The 20195-nt window shown below is 57.1% G+C and carries 19 protein-coding genes; 5 read left to right on the top strand and 14 right to left on the bottom strand.

The features are described from left to right. Positions 1–79: 79 nt before the first annotated feature. Positions 80–856: a restriction endonuclease gene (locus tag OYT1_RS04015; protein ID WP_062626867.1), complete on the top strand. Its 777-nt coding sequence runs from the start codon at positions 80–82 to the stop codon at positions 854–856. Between the two features lie 92 nt (positions 857–948). Here OYT1_RS04015 and OYT1_RS04010 read toward each other — a convergent pair whose 3' ends face one another. The 6 genes from OYT1_RS04010 to hisS form a co-directional block, all read right to left on the bottom strand. Then, on the bottom strand, positions 949–1533 hold the full coding sequence (locus OYT1_RS04010) for a superoxide dismutase (protein WP_062626866.1): 585 nt from the start codon (positions 1531–1533) through the stop codon (positions 949–951). A gap of 144 nt (positions 1534–1677) precedes the next feature. Further along, positions 1678–5091 (bottom strand): EAL domain-containing protein, encoded by a 3414-nt coding sequence (locus OYT1_RS04005; RefSeq protein ID WP_084612000.1) that lies wholly within the window; start codon positions 5089–5091, stop codon positions 1678–1680. A 61-nt stretch (positions 5092–5152) separates the two neighbouring features. After that, positions 5153–6553 carry a ribosome biogenesis GTPase Der gene (gene der / locus OYT1_RS04000; protein ID WP_062626864.1) on the bottom strand — a complete coding sequence of 467 codons (1401 nt, stop codon included), beginning with the start codon at positions 6551–6553 and terminating at the stop codon, positions 5153–5155. Positions 6554–6565: 12 nt separating this feature from the next. Beyond that, on the bottom strand, positions 6566–7720 hold the full coding sequence (gene bamB / locus OYT1_RS03995) for an outer membrane protein assembly factor BamB (RefSeq protein WP_062626863.1): 1155 nt from the start codon (positions 7718–7720) through the stop codon (positions 6566–6568). 1 nt (position 7721) lies between these two features. After that, a complete protein-coding gene (locus OYT1_RS03990; RefSeq protein ID WP_062626862.1) occupies positions 7722–8360 on the bottom strand; it encodes a YfgM family protein in 639 nt (212 codons plus the stop codon). Between the two features lie 9 nt (positions 8361–8369). Further along, positions 8370–9638 carry a histidine--tRNA ligase gene (gene hisS / locus OYT1_RS03985; RefSeq protein ID WP_062626861.1) on the bottom strand — a complete coding sequence of 423 codons (1269 nt, stop codon included), beginning with the start codon at positions 9636–9638 and terminating at the stop codon, positions 8370–8372. 282 nt (positions 9639–9920) lie between these two features. Between hisS and OYT1_RS03980 the strand changes: the two genes are divergently transcribed. Genes OYT1_RS03980 through OYT1_RS03965 form a run of 4 tightly spaced genes read left to right on the top strand, consistent with a single transcriptional unit; the run spans position 9921 to position 11799 of the window. Continuing rightward, a complete protein-coding gene (locus OYT1_RS03980) occupies positions 9921–10445 on the top strand; it encodes an SRPBCC family protein (protein ID WP_062626860.1) in 525 nt (174 codons plus the stop codon). Between the two features lie 26 nt (positions 10446–10471). Continuing rightward, the gene (locus OYT1_RS03975; protein ID WP_062626859.1) at positions 10472–10945 is read left to right on the top strand and encodes a VOC family protein; all 474 of its coding nucleotides are present in this window, start codon (positions 10472–10474) and stop codon (positions 10943–10945) included. Between the two features lie 38 nt (positions 10946–10983). Further along, the gene (locus OYT1_RS03970) at positions 10984–11481 is read left to right on the top strand and encodes an SRPBCC family protein (protein WP_062626858.1); all 498 of its coding nucleotides are present in this window, start codon (positions 10984–10986) and stop codon (positions 11479–11481) included. Positions 11482–11493: 12 nt separating this feature from the next. Then, complete coding sequence (locus OYT1_RS03965) at positions 11494–11799, top strand: helix-hairpin-helix domain-containing protein (protein ID WP_062626857.1); 306 nt, start codon at positions 11494–11496, stop codon at positions 11797–11799. Positions 11800–11815: 16 nt separating this feature from the next. On the opposite strand, the gene ispG is transcribed toward OYT1_RS03965, so the two are convergent. The 8 genes from ispG to OYT1_RS03925 form a co-directional block, all read right to left on the bottom strand. Further along, complete coding sequence (gene ispG / locus OYT1_RS03960) at positions 11816–13048, bottom strand: flavodoxin-dependent (E)-4-hydroxy-3-methylbut-2-enyl-diphosphate synthase (protein WP_062626856.1); 1233 nt, start codon at positions 13046–13048, stop codon at positions 11816–11818. A 2-nt stretch (positions 13049–13050) separates the two neighbouring features. Further along, positions 13051–13929 (bottom strand): RodZ domain-containing protein, encoded by an 879-nt coding sequence (locus tag OYT1_RS03955; protein ID WP_084611999.1) that lies wholly within the window; start codon positions 13927–13929, stop codon positions 13051–13053. Continuing rightward, entirely contained in the window at positions 13926–14678 is a 753-nt protein-coding gene (gene pilW, locus OYT1_RS03950; RefSeq protein WP_062626854.1) for a type IV pilus biogenesis/stability protein PilW, read from the bottom strand. Before pilW ends, OYT1_RS03955 begins: the two co-directional genes overlap by 4 nt. Next, positions 14675–15760, bottom strand: coding sequence for a 23S rRNA (adenine(2503)-C(2))-methyltransferase RlmN (gene rlmN / locus OYT1_RS03945; RefSeq protein WP_062626853.1), 1086 nt, complete (start codon positions 15758–15760; stop codon positions 14675–14677). Before rlmN ends, pilW begins: the two co-directional genes overlap by 4 nt. Further along, the gene (gene ndk / locus OYT1_RS03940) at positions 15760–16185 is read right to left on the bottom strand and encodes a nucleoside-diphosphate kinase (RefSeq protein WP_062626852.1); all 426 of its coding nucleotides are present in this window, start codon (positions 16183–16185) and stop codon (positions 15760–15762) included. Before ndk ends, rlmN begins: the two co-directional genes overlap by 1 nt. Before the next feature lie 90 nt (positions 16186–16275). After that, positions 16276–17394, bottom strand: coding sequence for a DegT/DnrJ/EryC1/StrS family aminotransferase (locus OYT1_RS03935; protein ID WP_062626851.1), 1119 nt, complete (start codon positions 17392–17394; stop codon positions 16276–16278). Between the two features lie 29 nt (positions 17395–17423). After that, the gene (locus OYT1_RS03930) at positions 17424–19073 is read right to left on the bottom strand and encodes a glycosyltransferase family 39 protein (protein ID WP_062626850.1); all 1650 of its coding nucleotides are present in this window, start codon (positions 19071–19073) and stop codon (positions 17424–17426) included. Next, positions 19070–19945: a methyltransferase domain-containing protein gene (locus OYT1_RS03925; RefSeq protein ID WP_084611998.1), complete on the bottom strand. Its 876-nt coding sequence runs from the start codon at positions 19943–19945 to the stop codon at positions 19070–19072. The genes OYT1_RS03930 and OYT1_RS03925 overlap by 4 nt, the downstream gene beginning before the upstream one ends. Positions 19946–20195: the final 250 nt, after the last annotated feature.

The following is a 20195-nucleotide window of genomic DNA, read 5'->3' as shown; positions in this document are numbered from 1 at the left end:
CATTGAGCTTCATCTTGTAAAAATCGTTGTGTACATCAGTTAAGACCTGCCCTCACTCAACTACCATAGATCACCCTAGATGAATAAGCGCACTAAAGAGCTGTTTAAACGTCTTGAGACTCAGGATCAAGCAAAGCACCGTAATGATTTTGATGAGCTTATGGAAATGCTAATTCCCAAAGGAGTATCAAATCACCCCAAAGGAACCGTTGCCCATTTTGCCGATGAGTTGCATCAACCTGTAGAACTATTGATTGACCAATTTGAAAGGGCAGGCATTAGAAACCTGACACCACTCCATCGCATTAAGTTGACTCACAAGAGCTCACTTCTACAATATTTGAGAACATCTCAAAGAGGAAACTACGATGCGTCAATAAGCTCTGAATTGTTGTATGAGCAAAAGCTCATTGAGCCGCGTCAAATTGTACTTTTTGAGGATATAAACGAAGAACTTATATCCCTCATGGCTCACAACCCAAAGCTCCTCTACCAACTACCACCGAGGAAATTCGAGGAGTTAATTGCCAAGCTATTTTCAGACCGAGGTTATGAGGTGTCTTTAACTCAAGCTACAAGAGACGGTGGATATGACCTACTCGCTAAAATCAACGATGGAATTACATCTACAATAGTGTTGGCAGAGTGTAAGCGATACAAGCAAGAAAATAAGGTTGGAGTTGAGATTGTAAGAGGGTTGTATGGTGTCACCGAAGCACATCGAGCAAATCAAGGATTAATTATTACCTCGTCTTTCTTCACGAAAGATGCAATAGAGGAACAACTCAGGATTGGAAATCGCATTGGTCTGAGAGACTTCAACAACTTAGTTGATTGGCTCAAGCCCTATAGCTAGGTAGAGAGGGCTAAAATCAGCCACTCGTTTACGAGTCGACGAAAAAACAAAAGCCCGGATCACCGGGCTTTTTGCTGGGCTAAAAACCAGACTTAAGCGAAATTCGCTTCAGCAAAGCTCCAGTTCACCAAGTTATTCAGGAAGGTCTCGACGAACTTGGGGCGCATGTTGCGGTAGTCGATGTAGTAAGCGTGTTCCCACACGTCCACGCACAGCAGTGCCTTGTCGCCGGTGGTCAGCGGTGTACCGGCGGCACCCATGTTGACGATATCCACCGAGCCGTCGGCTTTCTTCACCAGCCAAGTCCAGCCGGAACCGAAGTTGCCCACGGCGGAAGCTTGGAACGCTTTTTTGAATTCGTCCAGCGAACCCCACTTGGCGTTGATCGCGGCTGCCAGCGCGCCGGAAGGTGCACCACCGCCGTTCGGAGTCAGGCAGTTCCAGAAGAAGGTGTGGTTCCACACTTGCGCAGAATTGTTGTAGATGCCGCCCGCCGGAGCCTTCTTGACGATGGCTTCGAGATCAAGGCTTTCGTACTCGGTACCCTTGATCAGGTTGTTCAGGTTGGTGACGTAAGCCTGATGGTGCTTGGCATAGTGGTAATCGAAGGTCTCGGCGGACATGTGCGGCGCGAGGGCATCCTTGGCGAACGGCAGTGCGGGTAGTTGGTGTTCCATTGCGGTCTCCTTATGAAATTGTTTGGTGCGCGATTGTAGCGAATTCTCCCTGCTGGGACAATGGTTGAGTGTATTTATCAAGATAGGGCCGCGCCGTAGCAGATCGGTCAAACAGCCCTACTCTTTCGGCGGGCGAAATCTGAATCAAGACAAGCTTCCTGCCATCATTGCGTCGAACGCTTCCGCCGGCATGGGCTTGGCGTATAGATAGCCTTGGGCAAAATCGCATCCGGCTGCGGCAAGAATATCGCGCTGCTCCACCGTCTCCGCGCCTTCGGCCACCACGCGCAGGCCGAGTTTGTGTGCCATCACGATGATGGCCTCAGACAGCGCGAGGTCGCTGGGATCCGTGGCCAGATCGCGCACGAAAGAGCGGTCGATCTTGAGGAAATCCACGTCGAATTTCTTCAGGTAAGCCAAGGCCGAATAGCCGGTACCGAAGTCATCCACGGCGATCTGCACTCCGGCGGCACGGAACTGCGCCAACTTCTCGATGACACTCGCCCGCTCATTCAGCAGCAAACCTTCGGTGATCTCGATAATCAGACACTCGCCCGGCAGATCGGTATTACGCAGCTGTTCTAGCCACACCTCGCTCGCCTCACCGATGAACTGGTTCGGCGACATGTTCACGCTCACCTGCCGACAACTCGCCCCCCGATCGTGCCAACGCTTCATCCAACGCAGCGACTCACGCAACACCCAATCACCGATGTCGCCGATCAGTCCGACCTCCTCCGCCAGTGGGATGAACTCCATCGGACTGACCAGACCACGCTGCGGATGCTGCCAGCGGATCAAGGCTTCGGCCTTGACGATACGCCCGCTGCCCATCGCCACGATAGGCTGGAAGTACACGCGAAACTCGTCGTGCGCCAATGCAGTACGCAGATCGCGTACCAGCGCCTGCCGTTGCTGGGCCTGTTCCTGCATCCCGCTGGTGAAGAAGCTGTAGCAGCTCCGCCCCCGATTCTTGGCGACGTACATCGCCTGATCGGCATTCTTCAGCAAGTTTTCCAGATCGCCAGCATCGTTGGGATAGATGGTGATGCCGATACTGCCGGACAAATAGACCATCTCGTGACCGACTTGGAACGGCACCGCCAGCGCATCCACCAGCATTTGCGCCACCTCCTCGACCCGGCGGGTGTCCAACAGTTGCGGCATGATGATGGTGAACTCATCGCCACCGATGCGCGCTGCCGTATCGGTATCGCGGATGGTGGCGCTGATGCGATGCGCCGCCTCCACCAGTAAAGCATCGCCCGCATCATGCCCCAGTGTATCGTTTACCTCCTTGAAGCGATCCAGGTCGATGAACAACAGCGCTAGCAGTCGCTGCTCGCGCTGGGCACGACGGATCTCCTGCTCCAGCCGGTCTCGGAACAAGCGCCGGTTGGGCAGATGCGTCACCGTGTCGTAATTGGCTTGCCGCCAGATAGTATCCTCGGCACGCTTGCGCTCGATGGCGATGCTGGCCAATGTGGCCGCCTGCTGAATCAGCTTGATGTCTGCGGGAGTGGGCAGCCCCGGATGACGCTGATAGATCGCAAACGTGCCCAACACTTCGCCCTTGGCAGAGTGAATGGGCTCGGACCAGCACGAGCACAACTCACTGCGCGTGGCGAGCTCCCGATAAGGTGCCCATGCCGCGTCGGTTTGCAGGTTTTCGGCAACGACCCGCTCGTTACGGAAGGCTGCCGTCCCGCAGGGCGTGTTGCCATCTGCCACCAACAATCCGTCGATGGCTTGCTGGATGAAGTCCGGCAAGCTGCATGAAGCGCCCAGCCTCAAGCGCCGCCCGCTCTCGTCAAGCAACAGGATAGAGGCGATCAATCCATCGTGCGCTTGCTCGACATAACGTACGATTTCGACCAAGATGTCTGACAGATTATTGTTGTAAGCCAACAACTCGAAGATACGGTTGCGGAAGCGCTCCAGCTCGATCAGTCGATGCCGCTCGGTCGTATCACGGACGATGCCGACCAGCCCGATCACCTTGCCAGAGGGATCTCGCAACGGCCATTTATTCTCCTCCACGAACAGCGTCCGTCCATCGGCGTGTTGTAGAAACTCCTCATGGTGCAGCGACTCGCCCGAGGTGAGCACATAAATATCCTGTTCCTGAAAAGCAGCGGCTCTGTCATGAAGCATCAGCTCAAAGCTAGTGCTCCCGACGATTTCCTGCTCGCTACGCCCTAGGAATTCCTCGAATGCCTTATTGCATCCGAGGAACACGCCGTTCTTGTCTTTGTAGAAAATAAACTCAGGAATGGCGTTGATGACCGAACGCAGCAGGTGGCCGATGGCGTAGATGGCATCGTTCTGCGCAGACTCTTTCTCGTACCTCAAGCTCTGGATGCGATCTGCCAAAGCGAACGAGAGCAACAGCATCTCCAGCGCAGTGCCTATCATCAGCATATAGGTCGAGAGAAAGTTAGTCGGCACCCAACCGAGGTTGCGCAGCCCCAATAGGGAAGTGCCGATCAGCGGCATCGCCCAAGCCAACAGGAACAACCAAGCACTGCGGTTACCACGACGCCAGCAGACCACCGCATTGCTGATGGCAAATATCGGGAACAATGCGCCCAGCAACGAAACCATCACCGCCGCCCATTGGTAAGCGAACCACACCGGAAAAACCACGGTCAACAAAAACAGGCCGGCGAACACCGACATCACCCGATGATGCAGAGGGGATGTCCTAGCCGTATCGAGGAAACTCTGCACGAAGCGCGCACCAAAGAATCCCGCCACACCGAACCCCAATGGCAATGCGACGTTGCCCAGTTGCGGCCAATCCGGCCATAGGTATTGACTCCCCATACCGCTCATCGCCAGTTGGCCGATGGTCATGCCAAGGGCTGCCAGAACGTAATTCAAATAGTTACGATCACGCAGCGATGCGTACAACATCAGGTTGTAGAGCGACAACGACAGCATCAGGCCGAAATACAGCGCCAGCAAGGTATGCAGACGTTGATCGTAAGCGGAGAAGGCCTCCTGCCGCCACACTCTGACGGGGATGGTCAGCGTCCCTGCCGAATTCACACGCAAATATACCGTCGTTTGACCCTGCGACAGGGGCAACGGGACAACAAAATTAGGGTGACTCAGCGGGCGCGCAGAAAATGGCAAGGAATCGCCCATGACCGTGCGATCCCAGCCGCTTGCATTGGAGCGATAAAATTCGATCTGATCCAGCGTTGGGAAAGCCACTTCCAGCAAGTGCGACTGAGCAGTCACATCACGGGATTCAAGCGTGAGCCGTAACCAGTAAGCCGAGTTGGAATAGCCGAAATTGATGTCTCCGCCCCCAGTTCGGGCGGAGGCCGCCGAGTGGAACTGATTCGCCAAGGTCGGCGAGGACACTTCGTCGATGGTCAGCGTGCCCGCCCGGTCTTCCAGATAGTCGATGTAGGAAGACGCTGGGAGCGTCCGCGTAAAGTCATCTACCCGCAGCACGGGTGATGCCATCAGCGGCGTGGACATCGTCAGCAACAACCCTAAAGCAAGGAAGAGTCGCGCCACAACAAGCCATGTCCACGAGGTATTCATGGCTGTCACCCTAGCAGGATTTCATTCCGCAAATGTCAGGGGAAGAGAGAACAATTCTGGCCTAGCCGTACATCCTGCGACCACGGATGCGGGCGCGGTGGGCGGCGCGTTGCTCGTCCTCGGTCAGCGGTTTGGGCGCACGGTCGGCGAACGGGTTCTTGCTGGAGTTGAACTGGATGCGCAGCGGGGTGCCTTGCAGACTGAACGCCTCCATGAACACGCGCTCCAGATAACGGGAATAGCTGTCCGGCACTTTATCCAATCCACTGCCGTGGACGATGATGAGCGGCGGGTTGCTGCCGCCTTGGTGGGCATAACGCATCTTGGGACGCGACACCGAACTGCGCGGCGGTTGCTGCTTCTCGATCGCCATCTGCAACACGCGAGTCAATTTAGGCGTAGGCAACTTGGCCATCGCCGCCGCATACGCTTCGTTCACCGACTTCAATACGGTTCCCACACCGGTGCCGTTCAGCGCCGAAATAAAATGGTGTTTGGCAAAACCTAGAAAATGCAGCTTGCGCTCGATATCGCGCTTGGCGGTATCTCGCTGATAATTGTCCAGCCCGTCCCACTTGTTGACTGCCAGCACCAGCGCACGCCCAGCTTGCAGCACGAAGTCGGCCATATGCGCATCCTGCTCAGTGATCTGATCGGAGGCATCCACTACCAGCACCACCACATTGGCATCTTCGATGGCTTGCAAGGTCTTGATGACGGAGAACTTTTCCACCGCCTCGTCGATCTTGCCTCGACGACGCACGCCTGCGGTGTCGATGATGGTGTATTGGCGGCCTTCGCGCTCGAAGTCGATATAGATCGAATCGCGCGTGGTGCCAGGCTGGTCGAACGCGATGACGCGCTCTTCGCCCAGAATGGAGTTGACCAGCGTAGATTTACCCACATTGGGACGTCCAACGATGGCAAGTTTGGGATGGTCGGATTTATCTTCTGCATCCTCTGACGGCTCAGGGAATTCCTCCAGCGCGATCTCGATGACCTCTTCCACGTTATCGCCGTGGGCGGAGGAGATCGGCAGCGGCGTGCCCAGCCCCAGTTCGTGGAACTCGGCGGTGACGCGTGCCTGCTGCATCCCTTCGGCCTTATTCACCACGAGTAAAACGGTGCGACCAGTCTTACGCAGCTGTTGCGCGATGATGCGATCCTGCGGTGTCAACCCTGCGCGACCATCCACGAGGAACAGCACTAGATCGGCTTCGTCCACCGCTTGCCGCGTCTGCCGCGCCATCTCATGCAAGATGCCGTCTTTGGCCACCGGCTCCAGACCGCCGGTATCCACCACCAGATAAGGTTTAGAGCCGACGCGCCCACGTCCGTAGTGACGATCACGGGTCAGCCCCGGCAGATCGGCCACTAGCGCATCGCGGCTACGGGTAAGGCGATTGAATAGTGTGGATTTGCCGACGTTGGGACGACCGACCAGAACCAGAGTTGGCAACATGTGTTTTTCCGATCAGTGTAGTGCGAAGGAGTACAAGCCACCCGCACGGGTCTGCACCAGTACGCCTTTATCAAATTCGACTGGCTCGACCAGAATGGCGCTGCCATCGGTCTTCAGGCGAGAGGCGAAACTGCCATCCTCACGACTCAAAGCATGAACGTATCCTTCCAGATCGCCGACCACCAGCCAATCGCCCAATGGCGTCGCCACCGATGTCTTGCGGTAACTCAGCTGTTCGTTCTTCCACACCGTGCTGCCGCTACTCTTTTCGAGCGCGAGCACGCCGCCATTGGCATCGGTGACATACAGGAATTTACGCAACAGATAGAGCCCCTTATCGCTCGAAATATCGCGGCTCCACAGCAAGCTGCCTTGTACGATGTCGAAACAAGCTAGGCGACCTTGAAAAGCGATGGCGCAGACTTGCTCGTCGTCCACCACCGGGGTGCTGGTCACATCGCTGATGCGCTCCAACTCGGTGTTGCCACGCGGCTGCGACACGGCCGTTTCCCACAGCAATGCGCCCGTCTTCAGATCGAGCGCGGCAAGCTTGCCGCCTGCGAATCCTGCGAACACAGCGTTACGCTGAACCGCCACACCTGCGTGGCTACGCACGATCAATGAAGGCGTAGCGCGTAGGTAGTTCCACAACTGCTTACCATTGGCCGCATCCAACCCAGCGATGCGTCCATCTCCGGTACGCACCACGACGACGCCCTCAGCAACTTGCGGAGCGCTCATCACCTCGCTAGTCACTTTGACCTGCCAGCGCAGCTTGCCATCCTCTCCGAACGCAGCCAGCTCGCCTTTTGCACCGCCAACCAGCAACAGACCTTCGCCCGCACCGACGCCGCCAGAAATCTCGAAGCCCGCATTGACATGCCACGCTTGCTTGCCGTCATTGCGCGACAAGCGATACAGCTCGCCCTTGCCATTCGCGGCATAAACAGCATCCGCAGTCACCACCGGGGCAAGTGGATTGTTACCGATCTCACCAACGTTTTGCTGCCAACGCACGGTGAACGCTGCACGCTCGCCGAACTGCACCAGCGCGGCAGGCAGATTGTCCTTGGCGCGATCCGAGCTGAACCAATCCTTGATCGTATGCTGAACGCCAGAGCAGCCAGCCAGCCCACACAACATCCCTACCGCGAAGAGGCGACGCATATCAGGCACCACCTAGCGCATCCAGCTTCATCTGGATCAGGTTGCGATACATACTCTTGGCATCGGTCTTGTCGAAGGCGACCTTGTAAGCCACTTTAGCTTCAGCGGTCTTACCCTGCGCGTTGAGGATGTCACCCTTGAGATCGGCATACAGCCCGTCGAACGATTCGCCATGCTTGGCTTCCGCCAACTTCAGCGCCTCGTCATATTTCTTTTCGTCCAGCAATGCAGCGCCCAGCTTGAGACGAGCGACGTTCTGCAAACCCTCTTCCTTGGCGTGCTCGACCACCCACTGCAACTGCACTTTGGCGCGAGCCGTGTCATGTGCATCGACCAGATTGATCTGCGCCGCCAGCAACTGCGCACGGCTGGCAAACGGTGTGGAACCAAATTTCTGCGCCACCGCATCGGCAGCATCGTTCACTCGCTTGGCATCGCCCGTACTGAGTTGCTTGACTAATTCGCCATAGAGCTTGGACGCTTCAGCCGTCTGCCCAGCTTGATATACGTTCCATCCTTTGATCGCGGCGAAACCCAAAGACGCCAACAACAGCGCAATCAGCACACGCTTGCCATTGTCTTTCCACCAGCCCTTGAGCGACTCAACCTGTTCCTGTTCCTGCAAATCCAGTGCTGCCATGTTCGTTCCTTACTCAGTCAATGCTTTGATTTTTTGCGCCAATACTGCCAGCGCCACCTTGCCCTGCTCACCACCGCGTAGTGGCTTCAATGTAACTTCGTTTGCAGCGGCTTCATCGTCACCAATGATGACGGCGCAGACTGCTCCGCTACTGTCCGCCTTCTTCATCTGCGACTTGAAGCTACCACCACCACAATGCAGCAGCACGCGCAGATCAGCGTCGCGCAAAGCTTCTGCCACCAGCGTAGCAAAGGCGCTCGCCTGTTCGCCCTGATGCACCAGATAAACATCCAGCGGCATGGGCGGATTCTGCATGCCATCTTCTTGCATCAGCGCCAGCAGACGTTCCACACCCATCGCAAAACCACAGGCTGGCGCAGGTTTTCCGCCGATCTGCGCCACTAGTCCGTCGTAGCGACCACCTGCGCAGATCGTACCTTGCGCGCCTAATCGGGTGGTCACCCACTCGAACACGGTACGGTTGTAGTAATCCAGCCCACGCACCAATCGAGGATTGATCTCGTAGGCGATGTCGTGGCGCTTCAAGAGGGCCTGCACCGCCTCGAAATGCGCGATAGCTTCGGCATCTAATTCGTCCATCAACTTGGGTGCGCCCGCCACCAATTCCTGCATCGCTGGGTTCTTGGTGTCCAAGATGCGCAGCGGATTGCTGTACAAGCGGCGCGTCGCATCAGCATCGAGCACATCTTTATATTGCTCGAAATAAGTGATGAGCTTGTCACGATGCCGTTGACGCGAAGCCACATCGCCCAAGGTATTCAGTTGCAGCGCCACATCACGTATACCCAGCTTGCGCCACAGGCGCGCGCACATCACGATCTGCTCGGCGTCAATGTCTGGCCCGACAAAGCCCAGCGACTCGACCCCAATCTGATGAAACTGACGATAGCGCCCCTTCTGCGGACGCTCATGGCGGAACATCTGACCGGCATACCACAAACGCTGCGGCGCATTGTACAGGAGGTTGTGCTGCAACACGGCGCGCACGCAGGAGGCCGTACCTTCGGGGCGCAGCGTCAGATGGTCGCCGTTCAGACTGTCTTCGAAGCTGTACATCTCCTTCTCGACGATGTCAGTGACCTCACCGATGGCGCGTTTGAACAGCGCGGTCGGCTCGACCAAAGGCATACGGATATTGCGATAGCCATAGCTTTCCAGCCAATCACGCACCGTATCTTCGAACCACAACCAAAGTCCCGCCTCGTCCGGCAGGATGTCATTCATGCCGCGAACGGCTTGCAAAGGGGAATTACTCATTTGATACCGACATTCAGCGCATGGGTGGCAATCGCCGCCACATGCTTACTTAGGGGATTTATCGAGGGCGCGATGGTAGCAGGAAAGGGCTTGTTTATGAAGCGCTTGTTATGTCTGGAATAGCCATTTACCGTGTTTTTCAGGCAGTGCAAATTCACTTAAGTGGTTTCCTGCATAGCCAAACAGTAGCCGCTTGCGTTAAGCTCCTGCCCGCCGCGATGATGGAACAGTCAACCATCTGAATGACGTAAGAAAATTGCACCCACCCTCAGGAAAATCCGTATGTTTAAAAAAGTCGTCATCGCGCTCATCCTACTGCTGCCCGCCCTTGTTCTATATGCGTCGAAGAAGCCCGACGACCTGCACGTCGAACGATCGATCAGCATTAACGCCACAGCAGAACAGATCTTTCCGCTCATCAACGAGTTTTACCAGTGGGAAAAATGGACGCCCTACAACAAAGACCCCGCCATGAAAAAACTGTTCTCCGGCAGCCCTAAAGGCGTAGGAGCGACTTACACATGGAAAGGCAATAAGGATGTCGGCGAGGGTGAGATCACCATCACCGATTCCACACCTCCCAACAAAATCGTGCTCGACTTGCACATGATCCAACCATTTGAAGCGCACAATGCAGTCGTGTTCACCCTGAGCACAGATGGCAAGATGACGAAAGTCACTTGGGCCATGGATTGCAAACAGAATTTAGTGTCGAAGGTGATGGACGTGTTCTACAGCATGGACTCGATGATCGGTAACGACTTTGCCGCAGGACTAGCCAAACTGAAATTAGCCACGGAGACATAATCGCTCACGCTCAACAGGAGAATCTCATGTCCAAGATCACCCCATTTTTGTGGTTCGACGGTCAAGCGGAAGAGGCGATGAATTTTTACGTCTCGGTCTTCAACGACTCAAAGATTCTTAACGTCAATCGCTATGGAGATGCCGGACCCGGCCCTAAAGGCACGGTGATGACGGCCAGCTTTCTGCTCAACGGCCAGCCGTTCCTCGCCCTGAACGGCGGCCCAGTCTTCCAATTCACGCCAGCCATCTCCTTCGTCGTAAACTGCGAAACGCAGGAGGAAGTCGATAGCTACTGGGCGAAACTCTCCGCTGGAGGACAAGAAGGCCAATGCGCCTGGCTAACCGACAAGTTCGGCATATCTTGGCAAATCGTCCCCAAACAGCTCGGACAACTATTGAGCGACCCCGACCCTGCCAAAGCAGGACGGGTGATGCAGGCCATGCTAGAAATGAGCAAGATCGACATCGCCGAACTGCAACGGGCTTACGACGAAGCCTAACAAGCACGAGAACGCATCAACCTCATTCAGGAGATGTCATGCACAGCCACGTTCGAATCGACCCCAAACTCGACCTCACCTTTGAGCGTGTCGTCGATGTACCCAAAGAGCTGATCTGGAAGGTTTGGACCCAGCCGGAACATCTCATGCCTTGGTTCTGCCCGCTGCCGTGGCGCACCATAGCCTGCGAGATCGACCTCCAGCCCGGCGGTCTCTTCCGCACCGTGATGCGCTCGCCCGAAGGTCAGGAGTTCCCAAATGTCGGCTGCTTCCTTGAGACCATCGAAAACGAAAGACTGACCTGGACTAATGCACTGCTGCCAGCTTTCCGCCCAGTCACCCACAAAGCCGGCGAATCCGTCGATTTCCTCTTCACCGCCACCATCCAATTAGCCACACACGGCACCGGCACGCGCTACACCGCCACCGTTCGTCATGGCGACGAAGCGGGATGCCGACAACATGCAGAGATGGGATTTCACGAAGGCTGGGGAGTGGCGCTCAATCAACTGGTCGCCTACGCCAGAACATTATAGGAAAGTGCGCTGATGCCCGCTCGGAAACAACTGCGCCCCCCACCCGACGCGGCTCGACTGGAAGACCTCCCCAACATCGGGAAATCCATCGCCGCCGACCTGCGCAGCCTCGGCATCCACCAGCCTCAGCAACTATTCGACCACACCCCGCTGGCACTCTACCTCTATCTCGCCACTACGATGGGCAAACGCCACGATCCTTGCGTGCTCTACACCTTGCTAGCAGCGCGGCATTATCTGGAAACGGGTGAGGTCGTGCCTTGGTGGAAATTCACGGAACAGGGAAAGCAGCTACTTGGCTCGGTATTAGCCAAGTAGCACTACGACAGGCGACTTAAGCATCAACCTTAGACTGGTATTTCCGCGCCACGTAGTCGTCCACGATCTGCTGGAATTCGGCGGCGATGTTGTCACCGCGCAAGGTGACGGTCTTTTCGCCATCAACATAGACGGGGGCGGAGGGCGTTTCGCCGGTGCCGGGCAGGCTGATGCCGATGTTGGCCATCTTGCTTTCGCCGGGGCCGTTGACGATGCAGCCCATCACTGCCACGGTCATCTCCTCCACGCCGCTATATTGCTCGCGCCACACCGGCATCTGCGCACGCAGATAACCTTGGATGCTTTGCGCCAACTCTTGGAACACGGTGCTGGTAGTACGTCCACAGCCGGGGCAAGCGGTGACCATCGGCGCGAAGGCGCGCAATCCCATCGTCTGCAATATCTCTTGCGCCACGACGACTTCTTCGGTGCGCGCGCCGCCGGGAGCGGGGGTCAGCGAGACACGGATGGTGTCGCCTATGCCTTGTTGCAGCAATACGGCCAAAGCAGCGGTAGATGCGACGATGCCTTTGGAGCCCATGCCGGCTTCGGTCAAACCGAGATGCAGCGCGTAATCACAACGCTTGGCCAATTCTTGATACACGGCAATCAAATCTTGCACTTCGCTGACCTTGCAGGACAGCACGATACGGTCATGCGGCAAACCAAGATCTTCTGCGCGCATGGCGGAGTCCAGCGCGGAAACGATGAGCGCTTCGCGGGTGATCTCGCGCACATCTTTAGGCTGGGGCGACTTGGCGTTCTCGTCCATCAGCCGCACCACCAAATCTTGATCCAGACTGCCCCAGTTCACACCAATGCGCACTGGCTTGTCGTACTTGATAGCGACGCCGATCATCATGGCGAACTGATCTTCGCCCTTGCGGTTCTTGCCGACGTTGCCGGGATTGATGCGGTACTTCGCCAGCGCTTGCGCGCAATCAGGAAACTCCGTCAGCAGACGGTGCCCGTTGTAATGGAAATCGCCGATCAGCGGCACCTTGCAACCTAGCGCATCCAGCCGTCGGCGAATATGCGGCACAGCAGCAGCGGCTTCGGAGGTGTTGACGGTGATGCGCACCAACTCGGAACCGGCTTCGGCCAATTCAAACACTTGTTTGGTGGTACCGCTGATATCGGCGGTGTCGGTGTTGGTCATCGACTGCACGACCACCGGCGCATTACCACCGATGGCGATGCCCTCCACCCAAACGCGCGGCGAGGCGCGGCGTTGCGCTGCTTGACTCATAATCACTCCAACTTCATGCGGGCTGAACCGTTGACGGTATTCGGCGTGAGATCGACTAGCTTACCCTTGAAATACACCTTCACACCACCGACTCGCGCGATCGCTACATAGAACGGCGCCTCGCCTTCAAAACTCAGCTCACTACCCGCCGGATTACGCTGCGAGATCAACATCGCGCCACGCTTATCACGCACTTCCGCCCACGAACCCTCGACGAACACCAAGCGCAAGGGCGCTTCGGTAGCCACTGCCACTGCGGAGGACTGATCGACAGGTGCGAGCACCGGCACCGCTTGTGCGATAGCTTCGGTACTTGATACGGCTTCAGCCTGCACGGGCGCAGATTCCGGCGCAGAAGCCGAGTCGATCAAAGGAACTGAAACGGCGACAGGGGCGCTCACCGCTGACAGCGCCTCATCCACATGCGCCGACTCACCACTCGGCGATCCGAAGAGACTCCACGCACCTATGCCCAGCACCATCAATACCGCTGCGCCGATGCCGGCACTTTTCAACAACGTCGCTTTGCGTTCGTCATATTCACGAGGCAGAGGCACATCCACAGTGGAAGCCACCACGACCGACTCAACGACAGGTGTCGCACAAGGCAAACCAGCGATCAGCACTTTGTCATCGAGTTGCAGCATGCGCGCGTAACTACGCACGAAACCTCGCAAGAATGCGCCTTCTGGGATCGCAGCAAAATCATCAGCTTCCAGCGCCTTGATCTGTCGAGGGGCGAATTTGATGCGACCATAGACATCATCGATGCTCAAGCCTTGTTGTTCACGCGCCGTGCGCAACGCCACACCTACGGAACTTGGCCTCTCCAAGCTCACCTCATTAGGCTCGTTGCTTTCCTGAATTTGTGTATCCATCATTGTCCATACAACATCAATTGAGTTTCACGCGCGTCGGGATAGCGCTTGCGCAATTGCTGCGCGTAGCTTTCCGCCGCCTCGCCCCTAGCCAGTTTGCGCTCGATACGCACCGCCAGCCAAAGATTCGCTGGCGTCAGTGCTTCTGGCGCAACTTGTTCGAATTGCAAAAAGTGTGACTTAGCTCCAGCCCAGTCTCCTCGATCAAAATCTAGCTCAGCCAACGCGATCAGCGCCTCAGGCAAACGAGGACTCGATACCAGCGCCCGCAGCAAAAAATCTTCCGCCGCCTTGTCATCACCGCTCTTGTGCGCACACAGCCCAGCATTCACCAATGCCTTTTCCGGCGTTGAATACAGTGGGTTTTTCACTGCTGCGGTGAATTCAGCGATGGACTCTTTCTCTCGCCCGCGCTGACACAAGAACCAGCCGTAGTTGTTATGCGCCTCCGAACTAGCCGGATCAAGCTTCAGACTTTGCAGAAAGTCGCTTTCCGCCTCTTTATCCTCATGCAACGTCATCTGGATCAACGCGCGCATGGTGTAGGCCGGAGAGTAGTCACGGTAACCATTAAGCGCTGTGGCAATCTCATCCAACGCGATGCCATACTGACCGCGCTCGTAATACAGCGCCGCCAACTCGGTATGTACTTTAGCGCTCGCCAGCCCCCGCCCCGCCGTATCCGACGTATTGCCCTGCTGACTCGCACAGCCCGCCAGGACCAACATCGCCAGAACTGACAGCCATCTCATCGCTGAAACTCCACGATGCGCTGCCCCGTGCGCTTGGTCTTGTCTTGCACCTGCCCCGCCAACTGGCCACAAGCTGCCGCGATGTCGTCGCCGCGCACCTTGCGCGTCGTCGTCACGATGTCGGCCTCAATCAACATCTCGGCGAAACGCCGCACCGCCTCTGCGGGCGAACGCTTGTAAGGCGCTTGCGGGAAGGGATTGAACGGGATGAGGTTGAATTTGCACGGCACGTCGCGAGTCAGCGCGATCAGTTCGCGCGCATGTTTGGCGGTATCGTTGACGCCGTCTAGCATGATGTACTCGAAGGTAACAAAATCGCGCGGCGCTTTGTCCAGATAGCGCTGGCAAGCGGCCATCAGTTCGCGCAGCGGATATTTCTGATTGATCGGCACGAGTTGGTCGCGCAAAGCATCGGTCGGTGCATGCAGCGACACCGCTAGCGCCACCGGACACTCGTCGCGCAATCTATCCATCGCCGGAACAATGCCGGAGGTCGAAACCGTGACGCGACGGCGCGACAGGCCGTAGCCATGATCGTCCAGCATCATACGCAGCGCCGTCACCGTGTTGTCGAAATTCAGCAGGGGCTCGCCCATGCCCATCATCACCACATTGGTGATCGGCCAGTTGCCATCTGCGTTCTTACCAACTTCGCGGTTCGCCCACCACAGTTGGCCGATGATCTCGGCCACGGAGAGATTGCGATTGAAACCTTGCTTGCCAGTGGAGCAAAACGCGCAATCCAGCGCACAACCCGCCTGCGTCGAGACGCACAGCGTGCCGCGCTCGGTTTCGGGGATGAACACGGTCTCGACCGCGTTGCCGGTGCCCACATCCAGCAGCCACTTGCGCGTGCCGTCAGAAGACAACTCTTCGCGCATCACCGTGGGGGCGACGACCGTGGCGCGTTCCTGGAGTTTGCTGCGTAGCGAGAGCGCAAGATCGCTCATCGCCTCGAAATCGGGCTCCCCGGCCTTGTGCACCCAGCGGAACACCTGCTTGGCGCGGAAGGGCTTCTCGCCCTGCTCCGCAAACCAGGCAGTCAGTCCGGCCAGATCAAAGTCGAGGAGGTTTTGTTGCATTAACGTGCGTAAACGTTCAGTGCTGGGAAGAAATAAGCGATCTCCACAGCTGCAGTTTCAGCAGCGTCAGAACCGTGTACGGCGTTCGCGTCGATGCTGTCGGCGAAGTCGGCGCGAATGGTGCCTTTATCAGCCTTCTTAGGATCGGTCGCGCCCATTAGTTCGCGGTTCTTCAGGATCGCGCCTTCGCCTTCCAGCACTTGGATCATCACCGGACCGGAGATCATGAAGTTCACCAGATCATTGAAGAAAGGACGTGCAGCGTGCACTGCGTAAAAACCTTCGGCTTCAGCGCGCGACAATTGCGCCATACGCGAAGCGGCGATCTTCAGGCCAGCGCCTTCAAAACGGGAATAGATTTGACCGATGACATTCTTAGCTACGGCATCGGGTTTGATAATCGAAAGGGTACGTTCAACAGCCATTACTATCTCCAACCAGTTAAAGTTAATCAGAATTTCTGAGGGCGCGATTCTAGCAGGGTTTGAGGTGGCTGTCGCAGCGGCAAAACCGCATCAACTCAGCGACTCGCGCACCGCCAGCACCACGCGTTCCACGTCCGTCTCGCTCATTTTGGGAAACAGCGGCAAGGTGACGATGCGCCGCCCTACGCTCTCCGCCACGGGGAACAGGCCTTCGTGAAATCCGCGCTCGCGGTAGAGTTGGAGCAAGTGGATGGGCGGGTAATGCACGCCGCAGCCGATCTGACGTTCTTTCATCTTGCCCATGAAATCGGCGCGCAGAACACCTTCCGGCAAGACGATCTGGAACATGTGCCAGTTGGTCGTTTCAAAATTCTGCACCGGCAGTTGCACGCCGGTCTCCGCCTCAAACCCCGCGCCGAAGCTGGTGAAGTAATGTTGCGCCAAGGCATGACGGCGTGCGGTGATAGCTGGGAGTTGCGGCAACTGGTTGAGGCCGATCACGGCGGCGACATCGGTCATGTTGTATTTGCCGCCCAGTACGTCCACCTCGATGCCGTCGAAGCCGCTGCGCGTCACGCCTTGTAATCGATATTTTTCGGCCAGCAGTGCCTCGTCTTCGTTGTTCAGCACCAAGCAGCCGCCTTCGGTGGTGGTGAGATTTTTGTTGGCCTGAAAGCTGAATGACACGAAATCGCCGAAGCTGCCGATGCGCTTGCCGCGCCAAGTCGAACCGATGGCCTGCGCGGCGTCTTCCACCACGCGCAAGTTGTGCTTGGCGGCGATGGCGTACAGCCGGTCCATATCCACCGGCAAGCCGGACAGGTACACCGGGATGATGGCGCGGGTGCGCGGTGTGATGGCCGCTTCGAGCTTATCGAGGTCGATGTTGCGCGTTATCGGGTCGATGTCGGCGAACACTGGAGTCGCACCGACTTCGAGGATGACATTGGCCGTCGCCACCCAAGAGATGGGCGTGGTGATGACTTCGTCACCGGGGCCGATGCCCGCGATGCGCAGGGCGATCTCCATAGTGCACGTTCCGGAGTTGAAGGTGCGCACCGGACGACCACCAAAATACTCGGACAGTTGCTTCTCGAACTCGGCGACCTTGGGGCCGCTGGTGATCCAGCCGGAACGCAGCACCTCGCCGACGGCAGCGATGGCGGCTTCGTCCACATGGGGGCGGGTGAAGGGGAGAAATTCGGTCATTGCGGTCTCCTTCGCTAGGTTCGCCGGAGTTATTTCCGGCTCACCACTACGAATTGGTAGTCTTGATATACCACCTTCATCGGCAGCTCCAGCTTTTGCAGCATCGGGTAGGTGTAAATCGGCATGATCGCCAACGCCTCCGATTGGTCGCGCCAGATCGGGGCGAACTGCTCGATGGTAGGAATCCAGCGCTCCGGCTCTTGCTGGATGCCGAAGGCCATCTCATCTTGATACTGCACTAAAGTGAAGGTGCGCTTGAGGTAGAACGGAATGGTCTGCTCGTATGTCCACACCTGATACAGCGGCATTTCCGGCTTGATCAACGGGCGGATAGTTTCGGCGATGTGGATGCCATTACGCTCGCGGGCCGCAGCGTTATACCCAGACAACACCACTTGATAAGCCAGCAAGGAGCCGAGCGAGATCACCAGCACCGCCGCAAACTTGCTGCCACGTCGCAGCAGCAAAGAGCCGATCAACATTGCTGCCAACCAAATGAGCGCAGCACCTTCGACCCACCGAGCATAAGCCGCATACAGTGCAGCTTGCTCGGGGTAATCGGCGAGTTTTGCCATCATCGGAGCCAAACTCACGGCCACTCCAGCCAACGCCAAGATCGGCAGCAGCAAGCGGAACAAGCGCTCGGGCTCGATGGTGGCCAACCGTTGCCCCATCAGCAAGGCCATCGGCGGGAACATCGGCAGCAAATACGACGGTAGCTTGGAACCCGAGACCGAAAAGAACACATAGACGAACACGATCCACACTAACAGGAAGCGTTCGGGATTGAAGTCACGCACAGAGCAAACGCTGTCGCGCCAAGTCCGCAGCAAGGTGTCAAACATCAACAGCGTCCACGGCATCGCCCCTAGGATCAAGATGGGGACAAAGTAGTACCAAGGCTGGTAGCGCCCGAGGTCTTTCGTGGTGAAGCGAGTGTAGTGCTCGTAGATGAAGAAGCGCTGGAAGAATTCGGGGTTGGCCTTCATCACCAGATAGAACCACGGCGCGCAAATGGCGAGGAACAGCAACAAACCGCTCACCAGATGCAAACGCTTCAGCAGCGCCCATTCACGCTGGATGGCGATATAGATGAACAAGGCCGTACCCGGCAGAATGATGCCCATCAAGCCTTTGCTCAACACCGCCAGCGCCATCGCCGCCCAGGCCAGCAGCATCCAGCCACGCCGTTGCGGCACGCTATACGGATTGCGTTGCGCCAGCATCAGGGCGAACAAGCCGAGCGTAACGAAGAAAGTCACGCCCATATCGAGCGTGTTGATATGCGCCATGCCGACGAACAGCAAACTGCTGCCCAACAACAACGTGGCATAACTGGCCGCCGTGCGTCCGAACAGGCGCATGCCGGTGTACCAAGTCAGCAGCAGACCGAGGAAACCTGTCAGCGCCGCCCACAAGCGGGATGTCCATTGATGTTCGCCGAACGCCTCGTAAGCAACCGCTGTCGCCCAGTATTGCAGTGGAGGCTTCTCGAAGTATTTGAGATTGTTCAGGCGCGGCGTAACCCAGTCTCCACTGGCGACCATCTCGCGCGGAATCTCGGCGTAACGACCTTCGTCCGGCTTGACCAGCAAACGGTATTCGAGATTGGAGAACCAGATGATGGCGACCGCAAAGATCAGCAGCCACCAGCCGCGCTTACTCAAACCTTCCCTCATGCGGGCTTCCTTCCTACCACCAGCAGGGAGCCGCCCGCCGGGAAGGTCAAGCCAGCGCCCATCACGGCGCGCTCGACCTTCATCAGTCCGCCGAACAGGCTATTGAGCACGGGGCTGATGCGCAAGCCATCATCCATGCCATCGGCGGCAGGCGGCGCGTTGCGCTGCATCACCCGCGATGCCCACATCGCGGGCAACAACAGCGACACGAAAGACGTGACGTATTCGACCTCGAAACCGACACCGGTCATCTTCTCCAGAAGCTCGGTACGGGTGTAGCGACGCTTATGGTGCGCGTATTCGTCCATCCGACTCCACAGCGAGGGATGTTGCGGCACAGTGAAGACCACCCCGCCGCCCGGCTTGAGAGCATCACGCATCTGCGCCAGTGCGCGCGTGTCGTCGTCGATGTGCTCCAGCACGTCGAACGAGCCGATCAGATCGAACTCTTCTTGGAAGGGAATCGCGGTCGCATCCATTTGCAACAAACTGGCAGACGGTACGCGCTGCGCCGCGAAGCCCAAGCCTTCGGTGAAGATATCGCTGCCAGAAAGCGCCGCCTCGGGATAAGTGGCACGGATGTTTTGCAACACAAAGCCCGTGCCGCAACCGATCTCCAGAATCTTTGCCGGATTCGGGAAGTGGCGCAGCATCTCGCGCTTGAGCAACTCGTTACGCGCCACGAACCAGAAATTGTCCGCCTCGACCTTGGCGTAACGCTGGAACAACTCGGGATCGAAACCATCGTTCTGCGCCGCCAACTCCGGCGCGAACGACGGAAAACCACCGCGCTCCACAGGCACCGCCCCACACTGCGGGCAAACCCAGTCGGAACGGTCAAACGAGTGATGGCAGGCTAAGCACAGTTTCATGGAAATATATACGGAAAATCAAGGCGCGAATTTTAACCGAAAGCGACAAGGTCTAGGCTGCGATGATTTCAGGGCGTGACAACAAGGACGTATTCACCCCCTACCTCAAAAACAATCGAAGCATACAGCCCTCTCAGAAACCACAGGAACACCTATCCGAAATTTTTGCCAACGAAGGCCCAATATGCCTTACATCATTGGATACTTCAACACACTGATTTTATGTACATTTCAAACATATCGTTGACAT

The sequence above is a fragment of the Ferriphaselus amnicola genome (assembly GCF_000974685.2).
Lineage (GTDB): Bacteria > Pseudomonadota > Gammaproteobacteria > Burkholderiales > Gallionellaceae > Ferriphaselus > Ferriphaselus amnicola.
This window is presented reverse-complemented; position numbering and strand designations above follow the sequence as displayed.

Bases quoted from the DNA above. Each gene is read 5' to 3' on its own strand.
- hisS (WP_062626861.1), bottom strand. From the start codon at position 9,638: ATGAGTAATTCCCCTTTGCAAGCCGTTCGCGGCATGAATGACATCCTG.
- ispG (WP_062626856.1), bottom strand. From the start codon at position 13,048: ATGAGTCAAGCAGCGCAACGCCGCGCCTCGCCGCGCGTTTGGGTGGAG.
- OYT1_RS03935 (WP_062626851.1), bottom strand. From the start codon at position 17,394: ATGACCGAATTTCTCCCCTTCACCCGCCCCCATGTGGACGAAGCCGCC.
- OYT1_RS03990 (WP_062626862.1), bottom strand. From the start codon at position 8,360: ATGGCAGCACTGGATTTGCAGGAACAGGAACAGGTTGAGTCGCTCAAG.
- OYT1_RS04005 (WP_084612000.1), bottom strand. From the start codon at position 5,091: ATGAATACCTCGTGGACATGGCTTGTTGTGGCGCGACTCTTCCTTGCT.
- OYT1_RS03925 (WP_084611998.1), bottom strand. From the start codon at position 19,945: ATGAAACTGTGCTTAGCCTGCCATCACTCGTTTGACCGTTCCGACTGG.
- rlmN (WP_062626853.1), bottom strand. From the start codon at position 15,760: ATGCAACAAAACCTCCTCGACTTTGATCTGGCCGGACTGACTGCCTGG.
- pilW (WP_062626854.1), bottom strand. From the start codon at position 14,678: ATGAGATGGCTGTCAGTTCTGGCGATGTTGGTCCTGGCGGGCTGTGCG.
- der (WP_062626864.1), bottom strand. From the start codon at position 6,553: ATGTTGCCAACTCTGGTTCTGGTCGGTCGTCCCAACGTCGGCAAATCC.
- OYT1_RS04010 (WP_062626866.1), bottom strand. From the start codon at position 1,533: ATGGAACACCAACTACCCGCACTGCCGTTCGCCAAGGATGCCCTCGCG.
- OYT1_RS03965 (WP_062626857.1), top strand. From the start codon at position 11,494: ATGCCCGCTCGGAAACAACTGCGCCCCCCACCCGACGCGGCTCGACTG.
- ndk (WP_062626852.1), bottom strand. From the start codon at position 16,185: ATGGCTGTTGAACGTACCCTTTCGATTATCAAACCCGATGCCGTAGCT.
- OYT1_RS03970 (WP_062626858.1), top strand. From the start codon at position 10,984: ATGCACAGCCACGTTCGAATCGACCCCAAACTCGACCTCACCTTTGAG.
- OYT1_RS03980 (WP_062626860.1), top strand. From the start codon at position 9,921: ATGTTTAAAAAAGTCGTCATCGCGCTCATCCTACTGCTGCCCGCCCTT.
- bamB (WP_062626863.1), bottom strand. From the start codon at position 7,720: ATGCGTCGCCTCTTCGCGGTAGGGATGTTGTGTGGGCTGGCTGGCTGC.
- OYT1_RS03975 (WP_062626859.1), top strand. From the start codon at position 10,472: ATGTCCAAGATCACCCCATTTTTGTGGTTCGACGGTCAAGCGGAAGAG.
- OYT1_RS04015 (WP_062626867.1), top strand. From the start codon at position 80: ATGAATAAGCGCACTAAAGAGCTGTTTAAACGTCTTGAGACTCAGGAT.
- OYT1_RS03930 (WP_062626850.1), bottom strand. From the start codon at position 19,073: ATGAGGGAAGGTTTGAGTAAGCGCGGCTGGTGGCTGCTGATCTTTGCG.
- OYT1_RS03955 (WP_084611999.1), bottom strand. From the start codon at position 13,929: ATGATGGATACACAAATTCAGGAAAGCAACGAGCCTAATGAGGTGAGC.